The following is a 22,343-nucleotide window of genomic DNA, read 5'->3' on the forward strand; positions in this document are numbered from 1 at the left end:
ACTGAAAATTTATCCAGCGTTTTGTGCGCCCGAAAAACCATGATCAGCAACGAACTCAAAACCACGATCCAGGGCGCCTACTCGCGTTTTCTCGAAGCCAAGAGCCTCAAGCCGCGTTACGGCCAGCGCCTGATGATCGCCGAAGTGGCCAAGGTCCTGGGTGATATCGACACCGACGACGAAGGCCGGCGCAGTGGCGACCCGGCGGTGGTCGCCGTGGAAGCCGGCACCGGTACCGGCAAGACCGTGGCCTACAGCCTGGCGGCAATTCCCACGGCCAAGGCCGCCGGCAAGCGCCTGGTGATCGCTACCGCCACCGTCGCCCTGCAGGAGCAGATCGTCTACAAGGACCTGCCCGACCTGATGCGCAACAGCGGGCTGAACTTCAGCTTCTCCCTGGCCAAGGGCCGCGGTCGCTACATGTGCCTGTCCAAGCTCGACATGCTGCTCCAGGAAGGCCACGCCCAGACCGCCACGGCCCAGCTGTTCGAGGAAGAAGGCTTCAAGATCGAAGTGGATGAAGCCAGCCAGAAGCTGTTCACCAGCATGATCGAAAAACTCGCCGGCAATAAATGGGACGGCGACCGCGACAGCTGGCCCACGGCCCTGGAAGACGCCGACTGGGCGCGCCTGACCACCGACCACAGCCAGTGCACCAACCGCCATTGCCCGAACTTCGGCCAGTGCGCCTTCTATAAGGCTCGGGAGGGCATGGGCAAGGTCGATGTGATTGTCACCAACCACGACATGGTCCTGGCCGACCTGGCCCTGGGCGGCGGCGCGGTGCTGCCGGACCCGCGCGACACCCTCTATGTGTTCGACGAAGGTCACCACCTGCCGGACAAGGCCATTGGCCACTTCGCCCATTACACCCGCCTGCGCTCCACTGCCGACTGGCTGGAGCAGACCGCCAAGAACCTCACCAAGCTGCTGGCCCAGCACCCGTTGCCGGGTGATCTGGGGCGCCTGATCGAGCAGGTGCCGGAGCTGGCGCGGGAGATCAAGACCCAGCAGCAGTTCATGTTCACCGCCTGCGAGCAGATCGCCGATTTCCGCACCGGCGAAGACATGGAAGGCCGCGAGCGGCCACGCCACCGTTTTGTCGGCGGGCTGATCCCCGAGCATATGCGCGAGATGGGCCTTGAGTTGAAAAAGGGCTTTTCCCGTCTCACCGACCTGTTCACCCGCCTGACCGAGTTGCTCAAGGAAGGCATGGATGGCGAGGTCAACATCGGTATCGCCAGCAACCAGGCCGAAGAGTGGTACCCGCTGTTCGGCAGCCTGCTGGCCCGTGCCTCGGGCAACTGGGAACTGTGGACCGCGTTCACCATCGAGGACCCGGAAGACAATCCGCCCATGGCCCGTTGGCTGACCCTGGCCGAAAGCGGCTCGCTGTTCGACATCGAGGTCAACGCCAGCCCGATCCTCGCTGCGGAAATGCTCCGGCGCAATCTGTGGAACGTGGCCTACGGTGCCCTGGTTACGTCGGCGACTCTGACTGCCCTGGGCACTTTCGACCGTTTCCGCATGCGTGCCGGCCTGCCGAAAAAGGCCGTGACCGCCGTGGTGCCGAGCCCTTTCCACCATGCCGATGCCGGGGTGCTGCGGGTGCCCGACCTGCGGGCCGACCCGCGGGACGCGCCGGCGCATACCGCGGCGATCATTCGCGACCTGCCGGAACTGGTGGAGGGCTCGCGAGGCACCCTGGTGCTGTTCTCCTCGCGCAAGCAGATGCAGGACGTGTTCGACGGCCTGGACCGGGACTGGCGCAAGCAGGTGTTCATCCAGGGCAACCTGTCCAAGCAGGAAACCCTGAACAAGCACAAGGCGCGGGTCGACGGTGGCGATTCCAGCGTGCTGTTCGGCCTGGCGAGTTTCGCCGAAGGGGTGGACTTGCCCGGGGCCTACTGCGAACACGTGGTGATCGCCAAGATCCCGTTCTCGGTGCCGGATGACCCGGTAGAGGCGGCGCTGGCGGAGTGGATCGAAGCCCGTGGCGGCAACCCGTTCATGGAAATCTCGGTGCCGGATGCATCCCTCAAGCTGGTCCAGGCCTGCGGTCGCCTGCTGCGCACCGAACAGGACCGCGGCACCATCACTCTGCTGGACCGCCGTCTGGTCACCCAGCGCTATGGCAAGGCTATCCTCAATGCCTTGCCGCCGTTTCGCCGAGAAATATCTTAAGCACGGCCCGCATATTTGCGTGCCGTGCTGTCTATTTCATGTCACCGCTTCAGCACCGGCCGTTCATCGGTCTTTAGGGAGAGCCAGGTTCATATGATTCGCCGTTCGTTGCCCGCTGTATTTGCCCTGTTGTTTGCCGCGCCCGTCTGGGCGGCCCCTGCCGGACAACAGACGCTGTTCAACTTTGTCCGACCTGCTGCTGTGGTGCAGGTGGCGACACAGGATGCCAGCCTGCCGCAATCCAACGCAGAGCAAACGGCCGAAGGCGAAGTGCTGCGGCGCATCATCTTCAACCCCACGAGCCGGCCGAGCCTGAGCCTGGCGCCCCAGAGCGGGGCCTGGGACTGGTCGCAGTCGGGAATGATGAGCCTGCGTATCCAGAGCGCGATGAACTGGGCCCTGACCCTCTACGTGACCATCCAGAGCAATGATGGCAAGACCCTGGTCAGCCGCGTCGACCTGCCGGCCGGTCCGGCGCAGACCCTGCTGGTGCCACTGGTGGCCAGCAGTCCGCTGAGCCAGGGCATGAAGGCCGCGCCACCGATGCCGATGACCCTGGACGGCCAGCGCATCCTGCTGGCCAGCAGTGAAGGGCAGCTGGACCGCAGCCAGGTGGTGTCGGTGACCTTGTCCATGGACAACCCCAAGGCGGCCCAGAGCATTCTGCTGGAGCGTTTCGGCGTGCAGGACAGCGAGGGGGTGATCAAGGCGGTCTACGGTTCCCTGGTGGATGCCTACGGTCAATCGACCCGGGCCCGCTGGCCGGAAAAGATCACCAGCGACGATCAGCTCAAGGCGGCCGACGCCAAGGAGCAGCAACAGCTCCAGGGCTGGCTGGGAGAGCGCGAGAAGGCTTCTCTGGACAGCTACGGTGGCTGGAACAAGGGGCCGAGCTTCAAGGCCAGCGGTTTCTTTCGCACGGAAAAACGAGATGGCCGCTGGTTCCTCGTGACCCCGCAGGGGCATCCGTTCTATTCCCTGGGGGTCAATACTGTGGCGCCCGACAACAACCAGACCTATGTCGCGGGCCGAGAATGGATGTTCGGCGCCTTGCCCAAGGACGACGAACCCCTGGCGGCGTATTACGGTGAAGGCGACAACCGTGGCGGCAATGGCGCCGACCAGGGCCGTGGCTATGGTTCAGGGCGCTGGTATGACTTCTATCAGGCCAACCTGCAACGGACCTACGGCAAGCCCTGCACCGCGGACAGCGCCACTGCGCAGCAGACGCCGGCCGACACCTCGCCGGCGCCCCAGGCAACTCCTTGCGTGGCACCGGCCTTCGACCAGAAACGCTGGGTTGGCCACACCCTGGACCGCTTGCAGGCCTGGGGCTTCAATACCATCGGCAACTGGAGCGCTCCGGCCCTGGGGCTGGCCGACCGGGTGCCTTACACCTTGCCGTTGTCGATCGTGGGTGATTACGCCAGCATCAGCACCGGCAGTGACTGGTGGGGCGGCATGCCGGATCCTTTCGACCCGCGCTTTGCCATGGCCACCGAACGTGCCGTGGCCATTGCCGCCCGCGACCATCGGGACGACCCCTGGCTGATCGGCTACTTTGCCGACAACGAATTGGCCTGGGCCGGCCCCGGCGACGATGCCAAATCCCGCTATGCCCTGGCCTACGGCACCCTGCGCCTGACCACCGACGTACCGGCCAAGCGCGCGTTTCTCAAGCAACTGCGGGACAAGTACCGCAACCAGGCCGGGCTGTCGAAAGCCTGGGGCATCGACCTGCCGGCCTGGGAGTTGATGGAAGACCCGGGGTTCGTGCCGCCGTTGCCGAGCCCGGAGCACCCGGAGATCGAGGCTGATTTCAAGTATTTCCAGAAGGTCTTCGCCGATACCTACTTCAAGACCATCTCCGACTCGCTGAAATGGCACGCCCCCAACCACCTGCTGCTGGGCGGGCGGTTTGCCGTGAGCAACCCTGAGGCCGTGGCTTCCTGCGCCCAGTACTGCGATGTCCTGAGCTTCAACATGTACACCCTCAAGCCCCAGGACGGTCAGGACTTTGCCTACCTGCGTAGCCTCGACAAGCCGGTACTGGTGACCGAGTTCAACTTCGGTTCCCGGGATCGCGGTCCGTTCTGGGGCGGTGTGACCGAGCTGGCCCGGGAAGAGGACCGTGGCCCGGCCTATGCCAACTTCCTCAAGCAGGCGGTCAGCGAGCCGTCGATTGTCGGCGTGCACTGGTTCCAGTACCTGGACCAGCCGGTGACCGGGCGCCTGCTGGACGGTGAAAACGGCCATTTCGGCCTGGTGGGCATCACCGATGTGCCGTTCCAGGGCTTTGTCGACAGCGTGCGCAAGAGCAACCTGCAGGCCATTGACCAGTTGGGCAAGGCCGCGGAGCAGGCTCGGGTCGAGGCGGAGCAGGCCGTGGCTGGCGAGCATGGGGGCGATGGTGCTGACAAAGGCCGCGCCGGCAAGGGCCCGGGCGGGCACGCCGGAGGCCATGCCGGCAACGGTCATTGACGTTCACAAGGCCTGAGCGGCTTTCCGGGAAACCCCGGGCAGCCCTCTGAAACGAGGGTTTGCCGGTGACAGCCGGCAGCTCGCCGGCTGTTCCCAAATGCCTTCGGGGCTGGAACAATGCGCGCCACGTTGTCGAGCTTTGTTGCAGGGGGAGTCAGGGGTGCAGATTCAAGGTCATTACGAGCTTAAATTCGAAGCGGTACGCGAGGCGTTCGCCGCCCTGTTCGAGGACTCCCAGGAGCGCGGCGCGGCGCTGTGCATCCAGGTCGGCGGGGAAACCGTCATCGACCTGTGGGCCGGTACCGCGGACAAGGACGGCGCCGAGGCCTGGCACAGCGACACCATCGCCAACCTGTTCTCCTGCACCAAGACCTTTACCGCAGTCACCGCGCTGCAGTTGGTGGCCGAGGGCAAGCTCAAGCTGGATGCGCCCGTGGCCGACTACTGGCCGGAATTCGCCGCGGCGGGCAAGGCAGCCATTACTTTGCGCCAGTTGCTCTGCCATCAGGCCGGCCTGCCGGCAGTGCGCGAGCTGTTGCCCGCGCAAGCCCTGTACGAATGGCAGACCATGGTCGATGCCCTGGCCGCCGAGCAGCCCTGGTGGACGCCCGGTGAGGGGCACGGCTACGCAGCCATCACCTATGGCTGGCTGGTGGGCGAGTTGATCCGGCGTGCCGATGGGCGCGGGCCGGGGGAGTCCATCGTGGCCCGGGTCGCCAGGCCTTTGGGGCTGGACTTCCATGTCGGCCTGGCCGATGAGGAGTTCTACCGCGTGGCGCATATCGCCCGTGGCAAGGGCAATATGGGCGATGCTGCGGCCCAGCGCCTGCTGCAAGTCACCATGCGCGAACCCGATGCGATGAGTACTCGGGCGTTTACCAATCCACCGTCTATCCTGACCAGCACCAATAAACCCGAGTGGCGGCGCATGCAGCAGCCGGCGGCCAACGGCCACGGCAATGCCCGCAGCCTCGCCGGGTTCTACAGCGGCCTGCTGGACGGCAGTTTGCTGGAAGCCGACATGCTCGAAGAGCTGACTCGGGAACACAGCCTGGGCATGGACAAGACGTTGCTGACCCAGACCCGCTTCGGCCTGGGTTGCATGCTCGACCAGCCCCAGGTTGCCAATGCCACCTTTGGCCTGGGCGCGCGGGCGTTCGGGCATCCGGGGGCAGGGGGCTCCATCGGTTTTGCTGACCCGGAGCATGATGTGGCGTTCGGTTTTGTGACAAATACCCTGGGGCCCTATGTATTGATGGACCCTCGGGCACAGAAGCTGGTGCGGGTTTTGTCGGATTGTCTGTAAAAAGGTTGCTGTTAAGAACTTTTTTGCTTAAACATGCTTGGAAAGCTGCAGGATGGAACCCTGTGGCTTTTATAATTTCCAAGCGTCTGTTTGTAACGGTTGTTTAGACCGAATTTTTTATCTCATTTTGTGGATATCCCATGTCGTCGAACAAGTCTCTAGCCTTGGCCATCTGCCTGACCGTCACCGGTTGCGCGCAAACCCCACAAAATGAAGCGGATGGCGGCCATTGGTGGTCATTCGGCTCCGATAAGGCCAGCAGCAAGGAAACCCCAGCTGCGCCTGAAAAACCGGTTGCCACCACTGAAGCCGCACCTGCCGCTTCTGCAAGCAAGCCTGCGGTAGTGGCCAAGGCCGCTGCACCGGCCCCTGCTGCCAAGAACACAGCCGCTGGCAAGCACCCGGCCCCTGCCGCCAAGGCCGCTGCTGGCGCCAAGCCGGCGCCTGTCGCTGCTGCCGAGCCCGCTCCAGCTCCAGCGCCGGTCGTTGCCGCAGCCCCTGCCGCTCCTGCCGCCAAGGCCGAGAGCAGCAAGTGGTGGTGGCCGTTCTCCTCCAAGGATTCTTCCGACAAGCCAGTGGCCGAAGCGAAGAAGGCCGAGCCTGCCCCAGCGCCGGCAGTGGCAGCGGCAGCCGACTCCGAAACCCACTGGTGGTGGCCGTTCCCCAAGAGCCAGCCCAAGCCTTTGAGCAAGGTCAATGTAGCGGACATCCCGATGCCCGACCCGAAAATCACCCAGGCCTGGCTGGACGACTACGAGCCACGCCTGCGCGAAGCGGTGAAGGACAGCAAGCTGCAGATCGAGCGTCGTGAAAACGTGCTGGTGGTCACTGCGCTGGTAGATGCCTCGTTCAACCCGGATCGTCCAGCCATGCTGCTGCCGGTCACCCTGGGTCCGTTCACCCGCGTCGCCAAGGCGGTGGAAGGTGATCCGAAGACTGCCGTATTGATTCTCGGCCATGCCGACGCCACCGGCCCGACCCTGGCCAACCAGAAACTGAGCCGTGATCGTGCCCAGTCCGTAGCGGCAATCTTCAGCCTCAGCGGCCTGAAGCAGGACCGCCTGATGCTGCGTGGCATGGGTTCGGTGATGCCGCGTGCCGCCAACGACAGCCCCCAGGGTCGCTCGCTGAACCGTCGGGTGGAAATCATGCTGACCCAGCGCAGCACCATGCTGGGCCTGCTGAGCAAGTACAACCAGCCGACGCCTTCCGAGACTGAAATGGTTGCCGTACAGGATGCCGTGCCTCCAGTACCCGCGGCTTCTGCCAAGAAAGCGGCGCCTGCGAAGAAGGCTACCGTGGCCAAGAAGCCGGCAGCCAAGAAGGCTCCGGTGAAGAAGGCCGCCGCCTCTTCGAAGACCGCAACGGCTACCGCCCAGGCTAAAAACTGATTTTCAAGGATAAGGAAGCAGGCATGACTCAGTCCCTGGCTGATATGCGCCGCGACTACACTCGCGACGGCTTGTCCGAGGCGCAGGCCCCGGCTGAACCTTTTGCGCTGTTCCACCAGTGGTTTGCCGATGCGGTGAAAACCGAGCAACCGCCGGTGGAAGCCAATGCCATGACCGTGGCGACCGTCGATACCGATGGTCGCCCTCACTGCCGCATCCTGTTGCTCAAGGGCCTGGATGAGCAGGGCTTCACCTTCTTCACCAACTACGAGAGCGCCAAGGGCCAGCAGCTGGCTGCACGGCCCTTCGCCGCCATGACGTTCTTCTGGCCGACCCTGGAGCGTCAGGTGCGGATTGAAGGGCGGGTGGTCAAGGTCACTCCACAGGAGTCCGATGCCTATTATCAGGTGCGTCCCCTGGGCAGCCGGCTGGGAGCCTGGGCTTCACCGCAGAGCCGGGTGATCGCCGATCGTGACGAACTGCAAGAGTTGCTCAAGGCCACTGAGGCTCGCTTCAGCGATAGCCAGCCCGATTGCCCGGAACACTGGGGTGGCTATCGCCTGCTGCCGGAGCGCATCGAGTTCTGGCAGGGGCGCCCCAGCCGACTGCATGACCGTTTGAACTATCGCCTGCAAGGCCAGGAGTGGGTCCGCGAACGTCTGGCTCCTTGATCGGATTGCAGGTCACTCGCCGGGGTAGCCGGCCGCAGCGGTTTCCAGCCATTGCGGCAGGTCCCGGCGTTTTACTTTCTGGCGCTGGGCCTCGGCCAGTTGCTCCAGCATGAATTGCTTCTTCTGGGCATCGGTTCCGGCCAGGGAGAGGGCCAGGTCCCGATCGGTCCAACGCTTGATGCGTACATACAGCCACCAGTGGAAATACAAGCCAGCTGCGGTGGTCGCGATGATGATGAAGTAGTCCATGGAAAATCCTTTGTTCGGTGGCGCTATGCAGGGAGCTGGAGCTACCGTAATGAGAAAGCCTGGCGTTTACGCAGCCTGTACTTTGGCTGAATGAAAGCAATTTTATCCGGGCGACGCCGTGACAGGCGTCAAGCTGCGGAGTCTAATGATTATCTGTCCTTTGGAGTTGATCCTATGCGTAAGTCTGTTTTGCTGGTTGCATCCTTCACCACGATGGCAATGTTGCTCGGTGGCTGTGCCTCCAACCTGACCGGTGACTCCTATTCCCGTGATGAAGCGCGTCGTGTGCAAACCGTGCGCATGGGCACCATCGAATCCCTGCGTCCGGTGAAAATCGAAGGCACCAAGACCCCGATCGGCGGCGCTGCAGGTGCTGTGATCGGCGGCGTTGGCGGCAGCGCCATCGGCGGCGGCCGTGGCAGCATCGTCACCGCAGTCATCGGTGCAGTAGCCGGCGGCCTGCTGGGCTCGGCCACTGAAGAAGGCCTGACCCGTACCCAGGGCGTTGAAATCACCGTGCGTGAAGACGACGGCAGCATGCGTGCCTATGTGCAGCAGGTTCAGGAAAACGAAGTGTTCCGCGTGGGCGACCGCGTGCGCATCATGACGGTCAACGGTACCAGCCGCGTTACCCGCTGACCCTCCCTGCTACAAAACAAAACCCCGGCCAGGCAACTGGTCGGGGTTTTGTGTTTTCAGCCTGGCCAAGCGCTGCGGATCAGGACGCCAGGGTGTTGTTCCTGCGGCTGGCAGCGGCGGTGACGGCGTAACCGATCAGGGCCGCAAACAGTGAACCGGTCAGGATGCCCATGCGGTCCATGCCGGCGTATTCGCTGCTGCCGGGCTCGAAGGCCAGGGAGCCGACGAACAGGCTCATGGTGAAGCCGATACCACACAGAATCGCCACGCCGAGCACCTGGCCCCAGTTGGCCCCGGACGGCAAGGCAGCGATACCGGTTTTCACTGCCATCCAGGTCAGGCCGAAGACGCCGATGGTCTTGCCCAGCAGCAGGCCGACCGCGATCCCCATGGGAACATGGTGGGTGAAGCTCTCGAGGGTCACGCCGCTCAGCGACAGCCCGGCATTGGCGAAGGCGAACAGCGGCAGGATGCCGAACGACACCCAGGGATGCAGGGCGTGTTCCAGCGCCTTGAGCGGCGAGGGTTCGGCGTTGCGGGTGCGCAAGGGTATGCAGAAGGCCAGGGTCACGCCGGCCAGGGTCGCGTGGACCCCGCTCTTGAGCACGCAGACCCAGAGGATCAGGCCGATGATCATGTAGGGTCCGAGCTTGACCACGCCCATCCGGTTCATCGCCACCAGGGCGGCGATGCAGGCGCCAGCCAGCATCAGCGACAGGGTCGACAGCGTGCCGGAGTAGAAGATCGCGATGATCACGATCGCTCCCAGGTCATCGATGATCGCCAGGGTCATCAGGAACAGTTTCAGCGAGGTCGGCACCCGCTTGCCCAGCAAGGCCAGCACCCCGAGGGCGAAGGCGATGTCGGTGGCGGTGGGAATCGCCCAGCCATTGAGGGCGGGCGGGTTGTCACGGTTGAGGAACCAGTAGATCAGCGCCGGCACCAGCATGCCGCCGATGGCCGCTGCGCCGGGCAGGACGATCTGCGACGGCTTGGCCAACTGCCCCTCCAGCACTTCGCGCTTGACCTCCAGGCCTATCAGCAGGAAGAACAGTGCCATCAGGCCATCGTTGATCCACAGCAGCAGCGGCTTGGCGATCTTCAGGGCGCCAACCTGAGCCACCACCGGGGTTTCCAGCAGGCCGTTGTACAGCCAGGACAGGGGGGAGTTGTTGATAATCAGGGCCAGGATGGCAGCGGCGATCAATAACAGACCGCTGGCAGCTTCCATGGCAAAGAAACGAGTGAAAGTGCTACGCAGAGGCAAGGTCGCTCTCCATCTAAAAACTAAAAAGGTGGCACACCCTAACCCGTACAGTTAGTTGTTAAAACAAAAGTTATATTCTTTTTTGTTATATGCAGAAGGCAAGCGGGCTGCTGAAAAATCCCCCTTGCAGTTGTGTTTCCAATTGCTTCATAGCTGTACCTGTAAGGGGGGCAGGATATTTCCTAACATGTCCGTCCGCAGCGGCTGACGGGGCATTTTTTCCAGGAAAAGGCGCCTGCCCGTCGCGAGCCTGGATCACCTATGCTGGGTGCATTTCATCTTCTTGCGCCGGTACGGCGTGCGATCCAACGAGAATAGAGCATGAGCGACAATCGCCAGTGGGCCCGTGAGGCCATCCGTATCATCGAAGCCGACTTCCAGCGTAGCGCCGACACTCACCTGATCCCGCTGCCGTTGCCGGGCCTGCCGGGCATCGAGCTGTATTTCAAGGATGAATCCAGCCATCCCACCGGCAGCCTCAAGCATCGTCTGGCCCGCTCGCTGTTCCTCTATGCCCTGTGCAATGGCTGGCTCAAGCCCGGCGCGCCGGTGATCGAGGCCTCCAGTGGCTCCACGGCGATCTCCGAAGCCTATTTCGCCCGGCTGCTGGGGCTGCCGTTCATTGCCGTGATGCCGGCGACCACTTCCCAGGAGAAAATTGCCCAGATCGCCTTCTATGGCGGCAAGAGCCACCTGGTGCAGGACCCGACGCAGATCTACGCCGAGTCCGAGCGCCTGGCCCGAGAGAGCGGCGGCCATTTCATGGACCAGTTCACCTATGCCGAGCGCGCCACCGACTGGCGGGCCAACAACAACATCGCCGAGTCGATATTCCAGCAGTTGCGTTTCGAGCGGTACCCGGAGCCCAGCTGGCTGATTTCCAGCCCGGGCACGGGTGGTACCACCGCGACCCTGGGGCGCTACGTGCGCTATCGCCAGCACTGCACTCGGGTGCTGTGTGCCGACGCCGAGCGCTCGGTGTTCTTCGACTATTACCAGAGTGGCGACGCCAGCCTGCGCCTGGACTGCGGTTCGCGGATCGAGGGCATCGGCCGGCCGCGGGTCGAGGCTTCGTTCCTGCCCAAGGTGATCGATGCCATGGTCAAGGTGCCGGATGCCCTGTCCCTGGCGGCCATGCATTATCTGGCCCAGCGCCTGGGTCGTCGGGTTGGCGGCTCCAGCGGCACCAACCTGATCGGCGCGCTGATGGCCGCGCAGCAGATGGTTGCGGCCGGCGAGTCGGGGTCGATCGTGGCGATTCTGTGTGATGGGGGCGAGCGCTATGCGACCACCTACTACGATGAGCAGTGGCTGGCAGAGCAGGGTTATGAACTGACGGTGTTGATCGAGGCGGTAGCCGCCAGTGTCGAGCGTGGTGAGGCGCTACCTGCCAGCGTATTGCGCGCCGGTATCTGAACTTGTCGTAGGCGCCGGCTTGCCGGCGAAGAGGCCCTTGAGCCTTGCGTTGTTCTGGACGACGCCTTCGCTGGCAAGCCAGCTCCTACGGTAGGCGGTAGGAGCCGGCTTGCCGGCGAAAGGGCCCGTCCCTCAGGCCTGGATGCCGAGAATGTCGCGGGCCACGGCTTCGGCAATGCGAATCCCGTCGACCCCGGCGGAGAGAATCCCACCGGCATAACCGGCGCCTTCACCGGCCGGGTACAGCCCCTTCACATTCAAGCTCTGCATCGAGGCGTCGCGGGTAATGCGCAGCGGCGATGAGGTGCGGGTCTCGATACCGGTCAGCACCGCGTCATGCAGCGAGTAGCCCTTGATCTGCCGTTCGAAGGCCGGCAGGGCTTCACGAATGGCCTCGATGGCAAAGTCCGGCAAGGCCAGGGCCAGGTCACCCAGGGTCACGCCGGGCTTGTAGGACGGCTCGACGCTGCCCAGGGCGGTGGTGGGCTTGCCGGCGATAAAGTCGCCCACCAGCTGCGCCGGGGCCTGGTAGTTACTGCCACCCAGGACAAAGGCGTGGGACTCCAGGCGCTCCTGCAACTCGATGCCTGCCAGCGGGCCGCCCGGGTAATCCACTTCCGGGGTGATGCCCACGACGATGCCGGAGTTGGCGTTGCGCTCGTTGCGCGAGTACTGGCTCATGCCATTGGTCACCACCCGGTTCGGCTCGGAGGTCGCCGCCACCACGGTACCGCCCGGGCACATGCAGAAGCTGTAGACCGAACGGCCGTTCTTGGCGTGGTGCACCAGCTTGTAGTCGGCGGCGCCGAGTTTCGGGTGGCCGGCGTACTTGCCCAGGCGCGCGCTGTCGATCAGCGATTGCGGGTGCTCGATACGAAAGCCCACCGAGAACGGCTTGGCTTCCATGTACACGCCGCGGCTATGGAGCATGCGGAAGGTGTCGCGGGCGCTGTGGCCCAGGGCCAGGATCACGTGCCGCGAATGCAGTTGTTCGCCGCTGGCCAGTTCCACACCTTGCAGTTGACCGTCTTCGATCAGCACGTCGGTAACCCGCTGCTCGAAGCGCACTTCACCGCCCAGGGCGATGATCTGCTGGCGCATGTTTTCCACCACGCCGGTGAGGCGGAAGGTGCCGATGTGCGGCTTGCTGACGTAGAGGATCTCGTCCGGCGCACCGGCCTTGACGAACTCGTGGAGCACCTTGCGGCCGTGGTGTTGCGGGTCCTTGATCTGGCTGTAGAGCTTGCCGTCGGAGAAGGTCCCGGCGCCGCCTTCGCCAAATTGCACGTTGGACTCGGGGTTGAGCACGCTCTTGCGCCACAGGCCCCAGGTGTCCTTGGTGCGCTGGCGCACTTCCTTGCCACGCTCGAGGACGATCGGCTTGAAGCCCATCTGCGCCAGCAAGAGGCCGGCGAAGATCCCGCAGGGGCCGAAGCCCACCACGATCGGCCGCTGGCTGAGGTCGGCCGGAGCCTGGCCCACCACCTTGTAGCTGACATCCGGCGCCGGGTTGACGTTACGGTCGTCGGCGAACTTGAGCAGCAGCGGCGCTTCGTCGCGCACGCTGAGGTCGATGGTGTAGATGAAGCACAGCTCGGAAGACTTCTTGCGCGCATCGTAGCTGCGCTTGAACAAGGTGAAATCGAGCAGCTCATCGCTGGCGATCCCCAGGCGCTGCACGATGGCGGCGCGCAGGTCTTCATCGGGATGGTCGATCGGCAACTTGAGTTCGGTGATTCGTAACATGACAGGATCCGGGGTAGGCGGTGCGCAACAGTGCGCCGGCTTGCTTTGCACAAACCGGCGATTATAAGCCGCAAACCACCTTGGCCGTGAGGCTAAAACCGCTGCTCGTCGAATCAGTCGTTGCGCGAGCCGCCGAAATAGCCGCAGCCGCGCTGCACCTGGCCGTCCACCCGCAGCTCTGCGCTCAGGTGCTGAACGCTGCCGGTGACGGGGTCGACGCAGCGTTGCGGGGCCACCCACAGCTCCACGCGCTGGTGATTGGCTTCACTGGTGAGGTTGAAACGGCCATCCCCCAGCTGTTCTTCCAGATAAGGCAGGGCCAGGGTCGGCTGGCCGGCGCGTTCGATCATCATGCCCTTGGCGCTGACATCGACGTTCCACGCCGGGTTCTTGCTACCGGCCCGCAGGATCAGGCGCTGGAAGTTCGGATCGCTGCACGCGCTGGCGGAGCGCTCGACGCGGTACAGTTGGCGCAGGTCCAGCTGGCCGTCGCTGCTGGCACTGGCGGAGAACTTGCCCCGCAGGTCGGCAAACAGCTTGCCCTGCTTCTCGGCCAGGGTCGCCGCTTCCTGCAGCACACTGGTGTTGCCGCCATCGTTGACCACATAACGGCGGTCTTCGGTGCAGGGTTTGAACAGCAGCTTGCCATCGGCGGCACTGAGTTCACCCTGCATCCGGGTCAACCCGGCCATGGACGGCGCCTGGGGCTGTTGGTTGAACATCGGCAGCATCTGGCAGCCGGCAAACAGCGGCAACAGGGCGAAACAAAGCAGGGAACGGGCGGTGCGCATCATTGGGCCTCCAGGCGGAAGTCCGACACGTTACGCAGCCCGCCCGGCCACCACAACCCCGGATTGAACGCAGCAGCGCCATCCACTGTAGGCGCCGGCTTGCCGGCGAAGAGGCCCAGGAGCCTTGTGTGGTTCGGGAGGACGCCTGCGCAGGCGAGCCAGCTCCCGCACAAGCCGGCTTTTGCACAAACGGGCTTAGCCGACGCGATAGGTCTGGCCGGTCTGCAGGCCTTCCACGCTCTTGGCGTAGGCCAGGGCCACGTCGGCCGCCGGCACCGGCTTGAAGCCGCGGAAGTAGGGCGCGTAGCTGCCCATGGCTTCCAGCAGCACGTTGGGGCTGATGGAGTTGACCCGCAGGCCCCGGGGCAGCTCGATGGCAGCGGCCCGCACGAAGCTGTCGATGGCGCCGTTGACCAGGGCGGCCGAGGCGCCGCTGCGGATCGGGTCATGGCTCAGTACGCCGGTGGTGAAGGTGAAGGAGGCGCCGTCGTTGGCGTACTCGCGGCCGATCAGCAGCAGGTTGACCTGGCCCATCAGCTTGTCCTCGAGGCCCAGGCTGAAGTGCTCGGCAGTCATTTCCCCCAGCGGCGCGAAGGTCACGTTACCGGCTGCGCACACCAGCGCATCGAAGCGCCCGGTCTTTTCGAACAGCGCGCGGATCGACTGGCTGTCGCTGATATCCACCTGGAAATCACCGCTGGTACGGCCGATGCGCACCACTTCGTGACGTTGTTCCAGCTCCCGCGCGACCGCCGAACCAATGGTGCCATTGGCACCGATCAAGAGAATCTTCATGGGCTGTTCCTCGAAAAGGGGGTGAGGTTGCAGTCTAGAGTGGTTTTTTTCATGGATTAACGCGCTAATAGGCAACCTTTGGTTTTCAAATGGAAACAATCCATGAGCGAGATGGATGACCTGGCGGCATTTGCGGTGCTGGTGGAAGCCGGCAGCTTTACCCAGGCGGCCCAGCAGTTGGGGTGCAGCAAGGGCCAGCTCTCCAAACGCATCAGCGCCCTGGAAGCCCGCTACGCCGTGGTACTGCTGCAACGCACCACCCGACGTCTGGACCTGACCGCCGCCGGGGCGGCGCTTCTGCCTCAGGCCCAGGCGCTGGTAGTCCAAGTGGAGCGGGCCCATCAGGCCCTGGCCCGGCTCAAGGACGATATGGCCGGGCCGGTGCGCCTCACTGTCCCGGTCTCCCTGGGGGAAACTTTTTTCGATGGCCTGCTGCTGGAGTTCTCCCGGCACTACCCCCAGGTGCAGATCGAGCTGGACCTGAACAACAGTTACCGCGACCTGGCCCGGGAGGGTTTCGATCTGGCCGTGCGCTCGGAGGTGGCCAACGACCAGCGCCTGGTGGCCCGGCCGCTGTTGGCCTGGCATGAAATGACCTGCGCCAGCCCGGCCTACCTGGAGCAATACGGCGAGCCGCGCACGCCTCAGGAGCTGGCCGGGCATCGCTGCCTGCTCAATAGCCATTACAGCGGTCGGGAAGAGTGGTTGTACCACCAGCGCCATGAGCTGTTGCGGGTGCGGGTCAGCGGCCCCTTCGCCAGCAACCACTACAACCTCCTGAAGAAGGCTGCCCTGGTGGGCGCGGGGATCGCCCGGCTGCCGTCCTATGTGCTGCACAGCGAACTGGCGGACGGCCGCCTGCGCTGGCTGTTGCGGGACTACCAGACCCGCAGCATGCCGATGTACCTGGTGCACTCCTATCAGGGCGGCCTGCCCAAGCGTACCCAGGTGCTGGCCGATTACCTGATGGACTGGTTTCGTCGCAGCGGTGAGGCGCTGGATCGTTTGTAGCTTCCTCCGGCTTTACCGTCGTTTGTGAACTTGAAGGGCCTGCGGCCCTGTTCGCAGCCTGCGGCAGCGGCTAAAGAGGACGGTGGCGAAAATGCCGGGCCAGCAGGTGGTCGAGGGAAAACACGCCCGGGCCGCGGGCCATCAACAGCAGGAAGATCGCCGCCCAGGTGCCGTGGGTCGGGTAGGCGTCCGGGTAGACGAAGAGCTGGATGGTCAGGGTCATCCCCAGCAGCGCCAGGGCGGAAAAGCGCGTGGCCAGGCCCAGCAGGATCAGCATCGGGAAAAAATGCTCGGCAAAGGCCGCCAGGTGCGCCGCCACTTCCGGCGTCAACAGGGGCACGTGGTACTCGCTCTTGAACAGGGGAATGGTCGAATCCGCCAGGCGCGGCCAGCCCAGCTGGAAGGTGCCATCGACCAGGTCGACGGCCAGCCCCTCGACCTTGGTCTGTCCGGATTTCCAGAACACCGCGGCAATGGAAAAACGCGCGATAAAGGCGATCAGGCTGTAGGGAATGCGCTCAAACCCTTGAATGATCCGATTCACCAGTCCGGCAATGGGTGTTTCTGTCTGGGTGCTCATGGTCAGGCCTTCTTCTGGGGTTGCAGGTCGATAAGAGCGCCGTGGCCGAGCAGCAGGCCCAGGCACTGGCCCAGGTCGAAGTCGGCCTGGGCGTCCAGGGCATGGGCCGCGGCGATTTCCAGCGGCCAGTGGTTGCGTAGGGCTTCAATGAAGGTCATGGCGCCGGTATCCACGGCGATCACCTCGACCTCCAGGGCGTTGCGCAGCACCAGGGCGTTCTGCCCCTGCTGCAGGTCGAAAGCCGGCCAGGGCTGGTCGCTCTGGTGCGCCGCCCACAGGCTCACTACGGCGTAGCCGGAGTGCAGGGTGCGCAGTGACGGATGCAGGAGCAGTTGCGCCTGGCCGAGGCGGTCGGGCTGGTTCATCGCCGCCAGTAGCCGTGACGGCTCCAGGGGGCGGGCGTCGGCGGCGTGGTAGGCCTCGACCCGCAGCCGTTCAAGGCGGGCCATGTCGGCCAGGTAGGGCAGGCCGGCGGCCGGCCCGAAGCCCTGGATAAAGTCGCCCAGGTCCCGGCCATAGTCGTTGAGCAGAGGGCTGGCGGGGGCGAAGTCCCGGATGTAGAGCGCGGCCATGGCGTTGAAAAACTCGCGACCAACCAATTGCATGACGACCGGGTATGACTCGGCCAGGGCGTTGCTCAACGAGGCCTGCACATTGTTGCGATAGACCGCGAAGCGGCTGGCCGGATCGGCGCCGTTGCTGCTGGACAGCCCCTGTGGGCAGCCCGGTTCGGCGCTCAGCAGGGCCCTGGCGAATTCCCCCTGGCCGCTCATGGCTGCACCTGGGCGCCGAGCAACAGCGCTTCTGCCTGGCAGGCCTCGGCCATCAGGGTGGCAAAGGCCGGCAGGTGGTTGTCGCGCTCGATCAGGGTGGCCATCGGGCCAATGAGCCCCAGCACCTCCTGGTACAGGGCCCAGACCGCAGCGTCGACCGGGGCACCGTGATCGTCGATCAACAGACGGTCACCGAGGCTGTCCCGGTCTTCGGCGAACCCGGCCAGATGAATCTCGCCCACCGCCTGCAGCGGCAGTGCTTGCAGGTAGGCCAGGGGATCGCGCTGGTGATTGATGCACGACACATAGAGGTTGTTGACGTCCAGCAGCAGGCCGCAGCCGCTGCGCTGGACCACTTCGCGGATGAAGTCGGTCTCGTCCAGGGTCGAGCGTTGGAATTGCAGGTAGGTGGCCGGATTTTCCAGCAGCATGGTTCGTCCCAGTTGGTTCTGCACCTGGTCGATGTGCTCGCAGACCCGGCGCAAGGTGGGCCCGTCGTAGGCCAGGGGCAGCAGGTCGTTGAGGAACACCGGGCCGTGGCTGGACCAGGCCAGGTGTTCGGAAAAGGACTGGGGCTGATAGCGTTCGATCAAGCCGGCCAGCCGCTCCAGGTGAGCCAGGTCCAGGGGGCCTTCGCCACCGATGGACAGGCCGACACCGTGCAGCGACAGCGGGTAGCGTTCGCGGATCAGGCCCAGGTAATGGTGGAAAGGGCCGCCCGCCACCATGTAGTTCTCCGCATGCACCTCGAAGAAACCGATGTCGGGCTGCTCTTCCAGCACGTGTTTGAAATGCTCGGTCTTGAGCCCCAGCCCGGCGCGGGGCGGCAGGCTGGAGGTGCGCGCCTGAATGTCGTGGCCAGGGTGGTGCAGCGGGGCGGTGTTCATCGTCGACACTCAGGCAGGCGCAGGATCAGGACTTGGCTTTGAAGGCTTCGAGCTGGCCGAAACCGGTAGGCGAGGTACTGCTGGCGGTTTTCTCGCAGCTGCCCTTGGGTACCAGCTTCCAGGCGTTGGCCTGGTCGTTGACCTTGGAGGTCCCGGCGCAGGTGGTGCCGGCGCCCGCGGCGCAATCGTTTTTGCCCTTCATGGCCACGCCGAAGCACTTTTCCATGTCGTCCGCGGCATGGGCGGTGGTGGGCAGGGCGGCGACGCTGAGGGCAGAGCCCAGGGCCAGGACCAGGGCAGTGGCGGACAGGGTACGAGTGTTGCTCATGATGTTTCTCCAGTGCGGTTGGGGTAAGGAAGCATCTGTGCTTGCTTACCCCTCTAGAGAAGGCTCATGGGGATTCGTTACAGCCCGGGGCAGTTTTTTATCCCGGAATAAAAAAAACGGCCCCGAAGGGCCGTTTTCAGTGACGCAGGTGCTTAGCCGCCCAGGTAGGCTTCACGCACCTTCGGATCGGTCAGCAGCGATTCACCGGTGCCTTGCATCACCACCCGGCCGTTCTCCAGCACATAGGCACGGTCGGCGATCTTCAGCGCCTGGTTGGCGTTCTGCTCCACCAGGAACACCGTCACGCCGTCGCGGCGCAGCTGTTCGATGATGTCGAAGATCTGCTGGATGATGATCGGCGCCAGGCCCAGGGACGGTTCGTCCAGGAGCAGCAGCTTGGGCTTGCTCATCAGCGCACGACCGATGGCGAGCATCTGCTGTTCACCGCCGGACATGGTGCCGCCGCGCTGGGTGAAGCGCTCCTTGAGCCGTGGGAACAGCTCCAGGACCTTGTCCATCTGCTCCTGGTAGTCGCCCTTGTCGGTGAAGAAGCCGCCCATGGCGAGGTTCTCTTCCACGGTCAGGCGGGCGAATACCCGGCGGCCTTCCGGCACCACGGCAATGCTCTTGCGCATGATCTGCGCCGAGCTTTGCCCCACCAGTTCTTCACCCAGGTAACGGATGCTGCCGCTGTGGGCCTGGGGCGAGCCGCAGAGGGTCATCAGCAGGGTGGACTTGCCGGCACCGTTGGCGCCGATCAGGGTGACGATCTCGCCCTGGCGGATCTCGACGTTGACGCTGTGCAACGCCTGGATCTTGCCGTAGAAGGTGGAAACGTTTTCGAACTGCAGCATTTACGCTTCCCCCAGGTAGGCTTTGATCACTTCGGGATTGTCGCGGATCTGTTCCGGCGTGCCGTCGGCCAGGGGCGTGCCCTGGTTGATCACCACGATATGGTCGGAAATGCTCATGACCAGTTTCATGTCGTGTTCGATCAGCAGCACGGTGACGTTGTGCTCTTCACGCAGCACGCTGATCAGCGCTTTGAGGTCCTCGGTTTCCTTGGGGTTGAGGCCGGCGGCTGGCTCGTCGAGCATGAGGATCCGCGGGCGGGTCATCATGCAGCGGGCGATTTCCAGGCGCCGTTGCTGACCATAGGCCAGGGTGCCGGCGGGGCGGTTGGCGAACTCCCGCAGGTTGACCTTGTCCAGCCAGTAGCCGGCGTACTCCATGGCCTCGCGCTCGCTCTTGCGAAACGCCGGGGTCTTGAACAGCCCGGAGAGGAAGTTGGTGTTCAGGTGCCGGTGCTGGGCGATCAACAGGTTCTCGACCGCGGTCATGTCCTTGAACAGCCGCACGTTCTGGAAGGTACGCACCACGCCCTTGCGGGCGATCTTGTGGCCCGGCAGGCCTTCGATCGGCTCGCCGTCCAGGAGGATGCTGCCGGCGCTGGGCTGGTAGAAACCGGTCAGGCAGTTGAACACCGTGGTCTTGCCGGCACCGTTCGGGCCGATCAATGCCACCACTTGTTTTTCCTTGACGGTCAGGGCTACGCCGTTGACCGCCAGCAGGCCGCCGAAGCGCATCGACAGGCCGGTTACTTTGAGGATCTCACGGCTCATTTGCGCAGCTCCATGTGAGGACGTTGCATGGGCAGCAGACCTTGAGGACGCCAGATCATCATCAGCACCATCATGGCGCCGAACATCAACATCCGGTATTCGCTGAATTCACGCATCATTTCAGGCAAGAGGATCATCACGATCGCCGCCAGGATCACACCCAGCTGCGAGCCCATGCCACCCAGCACGACGATGGCGAGGATGATCGCCGACTCGATGAAGGTGAAGGATTCCGGGGTCACCAGGCCTTGGCGCGCGGCGAAGAAGCTGCCGGCGAAACCGGCGAACGCGGCGCCCAGGGTAAAGGCCGAGAGCTTGATCACGGTGGGGTTCAGGCCCAGGGCACGGCAGGCGATCTCGTCTTCACGCAAGGCTTCCCAGGCACGGCCGATGGGCATGCGCAGCAGGCGATTGATGACGAACAGCGCCGCCAGTGCCAGCAGCAGGGCCACCAGGTAGAGGAAGATCACCTTGTTGATCGAGTTGTACTGCAGGCCGAAGAACTCGTGGAAGGTCTGCATGCCTTCTGCTGCCTTGCGCTCGAAGGTCAGGCCGAAGAAGGTCGGCTTCTCGATGTTGCTGATGCCGTTGGGGCCGCCGGTGAGATCGGTCATGTTGCGCAGCAGCAGACGGATGATCTCGCCAAAGCCCAGGGTCACGATTGCCAGGTAGTCACCCCGCAGGCGCAGCACCGGGAAGCCCAGCAGGAAGCCGAAAGTGGCCGCCATCAGGCCGGCGATCGGCAGGCAGATCCAGAAGCTCAGGCCGAAGTAGTGCGACAGCAGCGCATAGCTGTAGGCGCCGACGGCGTAGAAACCCACGTAACCCAGGTCCAGCAGGCCGGCCAGGCCGACCACGATGTTCAGGCCCAGGCCCAGCATCACGTAGATCAGGATCAGCGTGGCAATGTCCACCGCCCCGCGGGAGCCGAAGAACGGCCAGACCAGGGCGCCAAGGATCAACGCCAGGATGATCCAGCGCTGGGTGCTGGGCAGGGTCAGGAAGTTGCTGGCCTTGGCCGGGATCAACGGCATGCTGGGAGAGGACTTCCAGGCGGCGCTGATCTGGCTATGGAACAGCACCCGCAGGAACATCAGCACCGAGCACACCGCGATGGTGGCAAGAATGGTCGGGCTGGTGTTGTGGACTTCCAGGTTGATGCCGACGATGGTCAGTTTCAGGCCCAGCACCGGGTAGGCGACAGCCCAGACCAACAAGGCGCTGAACAGCGCCGATTTAAGATTCCTAGTCATACTTTCTCAACCTCCGGACGGCCCAGAATGCCGGTCGGACGGAACAACAGCACCAGAACCAACAGGCCGAACGCCACGACGTCCTTGTACTGGTCGCCGAACACGTCGGCACCAAAGGCTTCGGCCACCCCCAGCACCAGCCCGCCGAGCATCGCGCCCGGAATGCTGCCGATGCCGCCCAAGACCGCTGCGGTGAAGGCCTTCAGGCCCACCAGGAAACCGGCGTTGGGGTTGATCACACCGTATTGCATGCTCAGCAGCACGGCGGCGATGGCCGCCAGCGCGGCGCCGATCACGAAGGTCAGGGCGATGATGTTGTTGGTATTGATCCCCAGGAGGTTGGCCATCTTGATGTCCTCGGCACAGGCGCGGCAGGCGCGACCCAGGCGAGAACGGGAGATGAACAGCGTCAGGCCGAGCATGGCGATGAGGGTCACCACGAATACCACGATCTGCATGTAGGAAATCAGCACTTCATGTGCGCCGCCTGGCCCGATGGAGAAGTTGCCCGGGATCAGGTTGGGAATGGATTTGTCCTTGGAGTCCTGCGCCAGCAGAACGGTGTTCTGCAGGAAGATCGACATGCCGATGGCGGAGATCAGCGGGATCAGGCGGTTACTACCCCGCAAGGGGCGGTAGGCGATCCGTTCGATGCTGTAGCCGTAGGCACTGGTGACGACGATGCTCGCGATGAAGGCTGCGGTCATCAAGAGCGGGACGCTGTCGAGTCCCATCATGGCCAGCCCGGCGATGGCGATGAACGCCACGTAGGAACCGATCATGTACACCTCGCCGTGGGCGAAGTTGATCATTCCAATGATGCCGTAAACCATCGTATAGCCGATGGCGATCAGGGCATACGTGCTGCCAACGGTGAGACCGTTAACCAGCTGTTGGAAAAAGTGATAGATGTCAGGCATTACAACGCTCCTAAAAACCTGATACGCATTTCA

General features: G+C 63.9%; 21 protein-coding genes. 8 read left to right on the forward strand and 13 right to left on the reverse strand.

From position 1 onward, the window contains the following. The first annotated feature begins 39 nt into the window (after window positions 1–39). The 5 genes from dinG to pdxH all read left to right on the forward strand — a co-directional run bounded on the left by dinG (window position 40) and on the right by pdxH (window position 8,033). Window positions 40–2,184, forward strand: a complete 2,145-nt coding sequence (gene dinG, locus AC1RMG_RS09880; protein WP_015634399.1) for an ATP-dependent DNA helicase DinG — start codon at window positions 40–42, stop codon at window positions 2,182–2,184. Between the two features lie 93 nt (window positions 2,185–2,277). Beyond that, on the forward strand, window positions 2,278–4,665 hold the full coding sequence (locus tag AC1RMG_RS09885; RefSeq protein WP_493169115.1) for a beta-galactosidase: 2,388 nt from the start codon (window positions 2,278–2,280) through the stop codon (window positions 4,663–4,665). Window positions 4,666–4,825: 160 nt separating this feature from the next. Continuing rightward, window positions 4,826–5,971 carry an EstA family serine hydrolase gene (locus AC1RMG_RS09890; RefSeq protein ID WP_011059623.1) on the forward strand — a complete coding sequence of 382 codons (1,146 nt, stop codon included), beginning with the start codon at window positions 4,826–4,828 and terminating at the stop codon, window positions 5,969–5,971. A gap of 140 nt (window positions 5,972–6,111) precedes the next feature. Next, window positions 6,112–7,362 carry an OmpA family protein gene (locus tag AC1RMG_RS09895; RefSeq protein WP_053149407.1) on the forward strand — a complete coding sequence of 417 codons (1,251 nt, stop codon included), beginning with the start codon at window positions 6,112–6,114 and terminating at the stop codon, window positions 7,360–7,362. A 23-nt stretch (window positions 7,363–7,385) separates the two neighbouring features. Next, window positions 7,386–8,033, forward strand: a complete 648-nt coding sequence (gene pdxH / locus AC1RMG_RS09900; RefSeq protein ID WP_011059625.1) for a pyridoxamine 5'-phosphate oxidase — start codon at window positions 7,386–7,388, stop codon at window positions 8,031–8,033. A gap of 12 nt (window positions 8,034–8,045) precedes the next feature. Here the strand turns inward: pdxH and AC1RMG_RS09905 are convergent, their stop codons facing one another. Further along, window positions 8,046–8,282, reverse strand: coding sequence for a hypothetical protein (locus AC1RMG_RS09905; RefSeq protein WP_011059626.1), 237 nt, complete (start codon window positions 8,280–8,282; stop codon window positions 8,046–8,048). A 174-nt stretch (window positions 8,283–8,456) separates the two neighbouring features. Here AC1RMG_RS09905 and AC1RMG_RS09910 point away from each other — a divergent pair, with 174 nt between their 5' ends. Further along, complete coding sequence (locus AC1RMG_RS09910) at window positions 8,457–8,921, forward strand: outer membrane lipoprotein (RefSeq protein ID WP_011059627.1); 465 nt, start codon at window positions 8,457–8,459, stop codon at window positions 8,919–8,921. 79 nt (window positions 8,922–9,000) lie between these two features. Here the strand turns inward: AC1RMG_RS09910 and nhaA are convergent, their stop codons facing one another. Then, window positions 9,001–10,188, reverse strand: a complete 1,188-nt coding sequence (gene nhaA, locus AC1RMG_RS09915) for a Na+/H+ antiporter NhaA (RefSeq protein WP_011059628.1) — start codon at window positions 10,186–10,188, stop codon at window positions 9,001–9,003. Window positions 10,189–10,509: 321 nt separating this feature from the next. Here nhaA and AC1RMG_RS09920 point away from each other — a divergent pair, with 321 nt between their 5' ends. Continuing rightward, on the forward strand, window positions 10,510–11,604 hold the full coding sequence (locus AC1RMG_RS09920) for a PLP-dependent cysteine synthase family protein (RefSeq protein WP_011059629.1): 1,095 nt from the start codon (window positions 10,510–10,512) through the stop codon (window positions 11,602–11,604). Between the two features lie 132 nt (window positions 11,605–11,736). Here AC1RMG_RS09920 and AC1RMG_RS09925 read toward each other — a convergent pair whose 3' ends face one another. The 3 genes from AC1RMG_RS09925 to AC1RMG_RS09935 form a co-directional block, all read right to left on the reverse strand. Beyond that, complete coding sequence (locus AC1RMG_RS09925) at window positions 11,737–13,350, reverse strand: NAD(P)/FAD-dependent oxidoreductase (protein WP_011059630.1); 1,614 nt, start codon at window positions 13,348–13,350, stop codon at window positions 11,737–11,739. A 113-nt stretch (window positions 13,351–13,463) separates the two neighbouring features. Continuing rightward, the gene (locus AC1RMG_RS09930) at window positions 13,464–14,141 is read right to left on the reverse strand and encodes a COG3650 family protein (RefSeq protein WP_041120567.1); all 678 of its coding nucleotides are present in this window, start codon (window positions 14,139–14,141) and stop codon (window positions 13,464–13,466) included. A gap of 195 nt (window positions 14,142–14,336) precedes the next feature. Next, the gene (locus AC1RMG_RS09935) at window positions 14,337–14,936 is read right to left on the reverse strand and encodes a short chain dehydrogenase (protein WP_011059632.1); all 600 of its coding nucleotides are present in this window, start codon (window positions 14,934–14,936) and stop codon (window positions 14,337–14,339) included. 102 nt (window positions 14,937–15,038) lie between these two features. Between AC1RMG_RS09935 and AC1RMG_RS09940 the strand changes: the two genes are divergently transcribed. Beyond that, window positions 15,039–15,947 carry a LysR family transcriptional regulator gene (locus tag AC1RMG_RS09940; protein WP_019094469.1) on the forward strand — a complete coding sequence of 303 codons (909 nt, stop codon included), beginning with the start codon at window positions 15,039–15,041 and terminating at the stop codon, window positions 15,945–15,947. A gap of 70 nt (window positions 15,948–16,017) precedes the next feature. On the opposite strand, the gene AC1RMG_RS09945 is transcribed toward AC1RMG_RS09940, so the two are convergent. The 8 genes from AC1RMG_RS09945 to livH form a co-directional block, all read right to left on the reverse strand. Further along, window positions 16,018–16,527 (reverse strand): DoxX family protein, encoded by a 510-nt coding sequence (locus tag AC1RMG_RS09945; RefSeq protein ID WP_493169118.1) that lies wholly within the window; start codon window positions 16,525–16,527, stop codon window positions 16,018–16,020. Between the two features lie 2 nt (window positions 16,528–16,529). After that, window positions 16,530–17,300 (reverse strand): HvfC/BufC N-terminal domain-containing protein, encoded by a 771-nt coding sequence (locus tag AC1RMG_RS09950; RefSeq protein ID WP_011059635.1) that lies wholly within the window; start codon window positions 17,298–17,300, stop codon window positions 16,530–16,532. Next, window positions 17,297–18,187 carry an MNIO family bufferin maturase gene (bufB, locus tag AC1RMG_RS09955; RefSeq protein ID WP_368994217.1) on the reverse strand — a complete coding sequence of 297 codons (891 nt, stop codon included), beginning with the start codon at window positions 18,185–18,187 and terminating at the stop codon, window positions 17,297–17,299. The genes AC1RMG_RS09950 and bufB overlap by 4 nt, the downstream gene beginning before the upstream one ends. 25 nt (window positions 18,188–18,212) lie before the next feature. Then, window positions 18,213–18,515, reverse strand: coding sequence for a BufA1 family periplasmic bufferin-type metallophore (locus AC1RMG_RS09960; RefSeq protein ID WP_011059637.1), 303 nt, complete (start codon window positions 18,513–18,515; stop codon window positions 18,213–18,215). A gap of 152 nt (window positions 18,516–18,667) precedes the next feature. Further along, window positions 18,668–19,369 (reverse strand): ABC transporter ATP-binding protein, encoded by a 702-nt coding sequence (locus tag AC1RMG_RS09965; RefSeq protein ID WP_015634412.1) that lies wholly within the window; start codon window positions 19,367–19,369, stop codon window positions 18,668–18,670. Beyond that, on the reverse strand, window positions 19,370–20,137 hold the full coding sequence (gene livG / locus AC1RMG_RS09970) for a high-affinity branched-chain amino acid ABC transporter ATP-binding protein LivG (protein ID WP_011059639.1): 768 nt from the start codon (window positions 20,135–20,137) through the stop codon (window positions 19,370–19,372). Then, window positions 20,134–21,390: a high-affinity branched-chain amino acid ABC transporter permease LivM gene (locus tag AC1RMG_RS09975; RefSeq protein ID WP_011059640.1), complete on the reverse strand. Its 1,257-nt coding sequence runs from the start codon at window positions 21,388–21,390 to the stop codon at window positions 20,134–20,136. The genes livG and AC1RMG_RS09975 overlap by 4 nt, the downstream gene beginning before the upstream one ends. Beyond that, a complete protein-coding gene (livH, locus tag AC1RMG_RS09980) occupies window positions 21,387–22,310 on the reverse strand; it encodes a high-affinity branched-chain amino acid ABC transporter permease LivH (RefSeq protein ID WP_011059641.1) in 924 nt (307 codons plus the stop codon). The genes AC1RMG_RS09975 and livH overlap by 4 nt, the downstream gene beginning before the upstream one ends. Between the last annotated feature and the right edge of the window lie 33 nt (window positions 22,311–22,343).

Source organism: Pseudomonas sp. GW822-FHT04H02 (assembly GCF_058800645.1).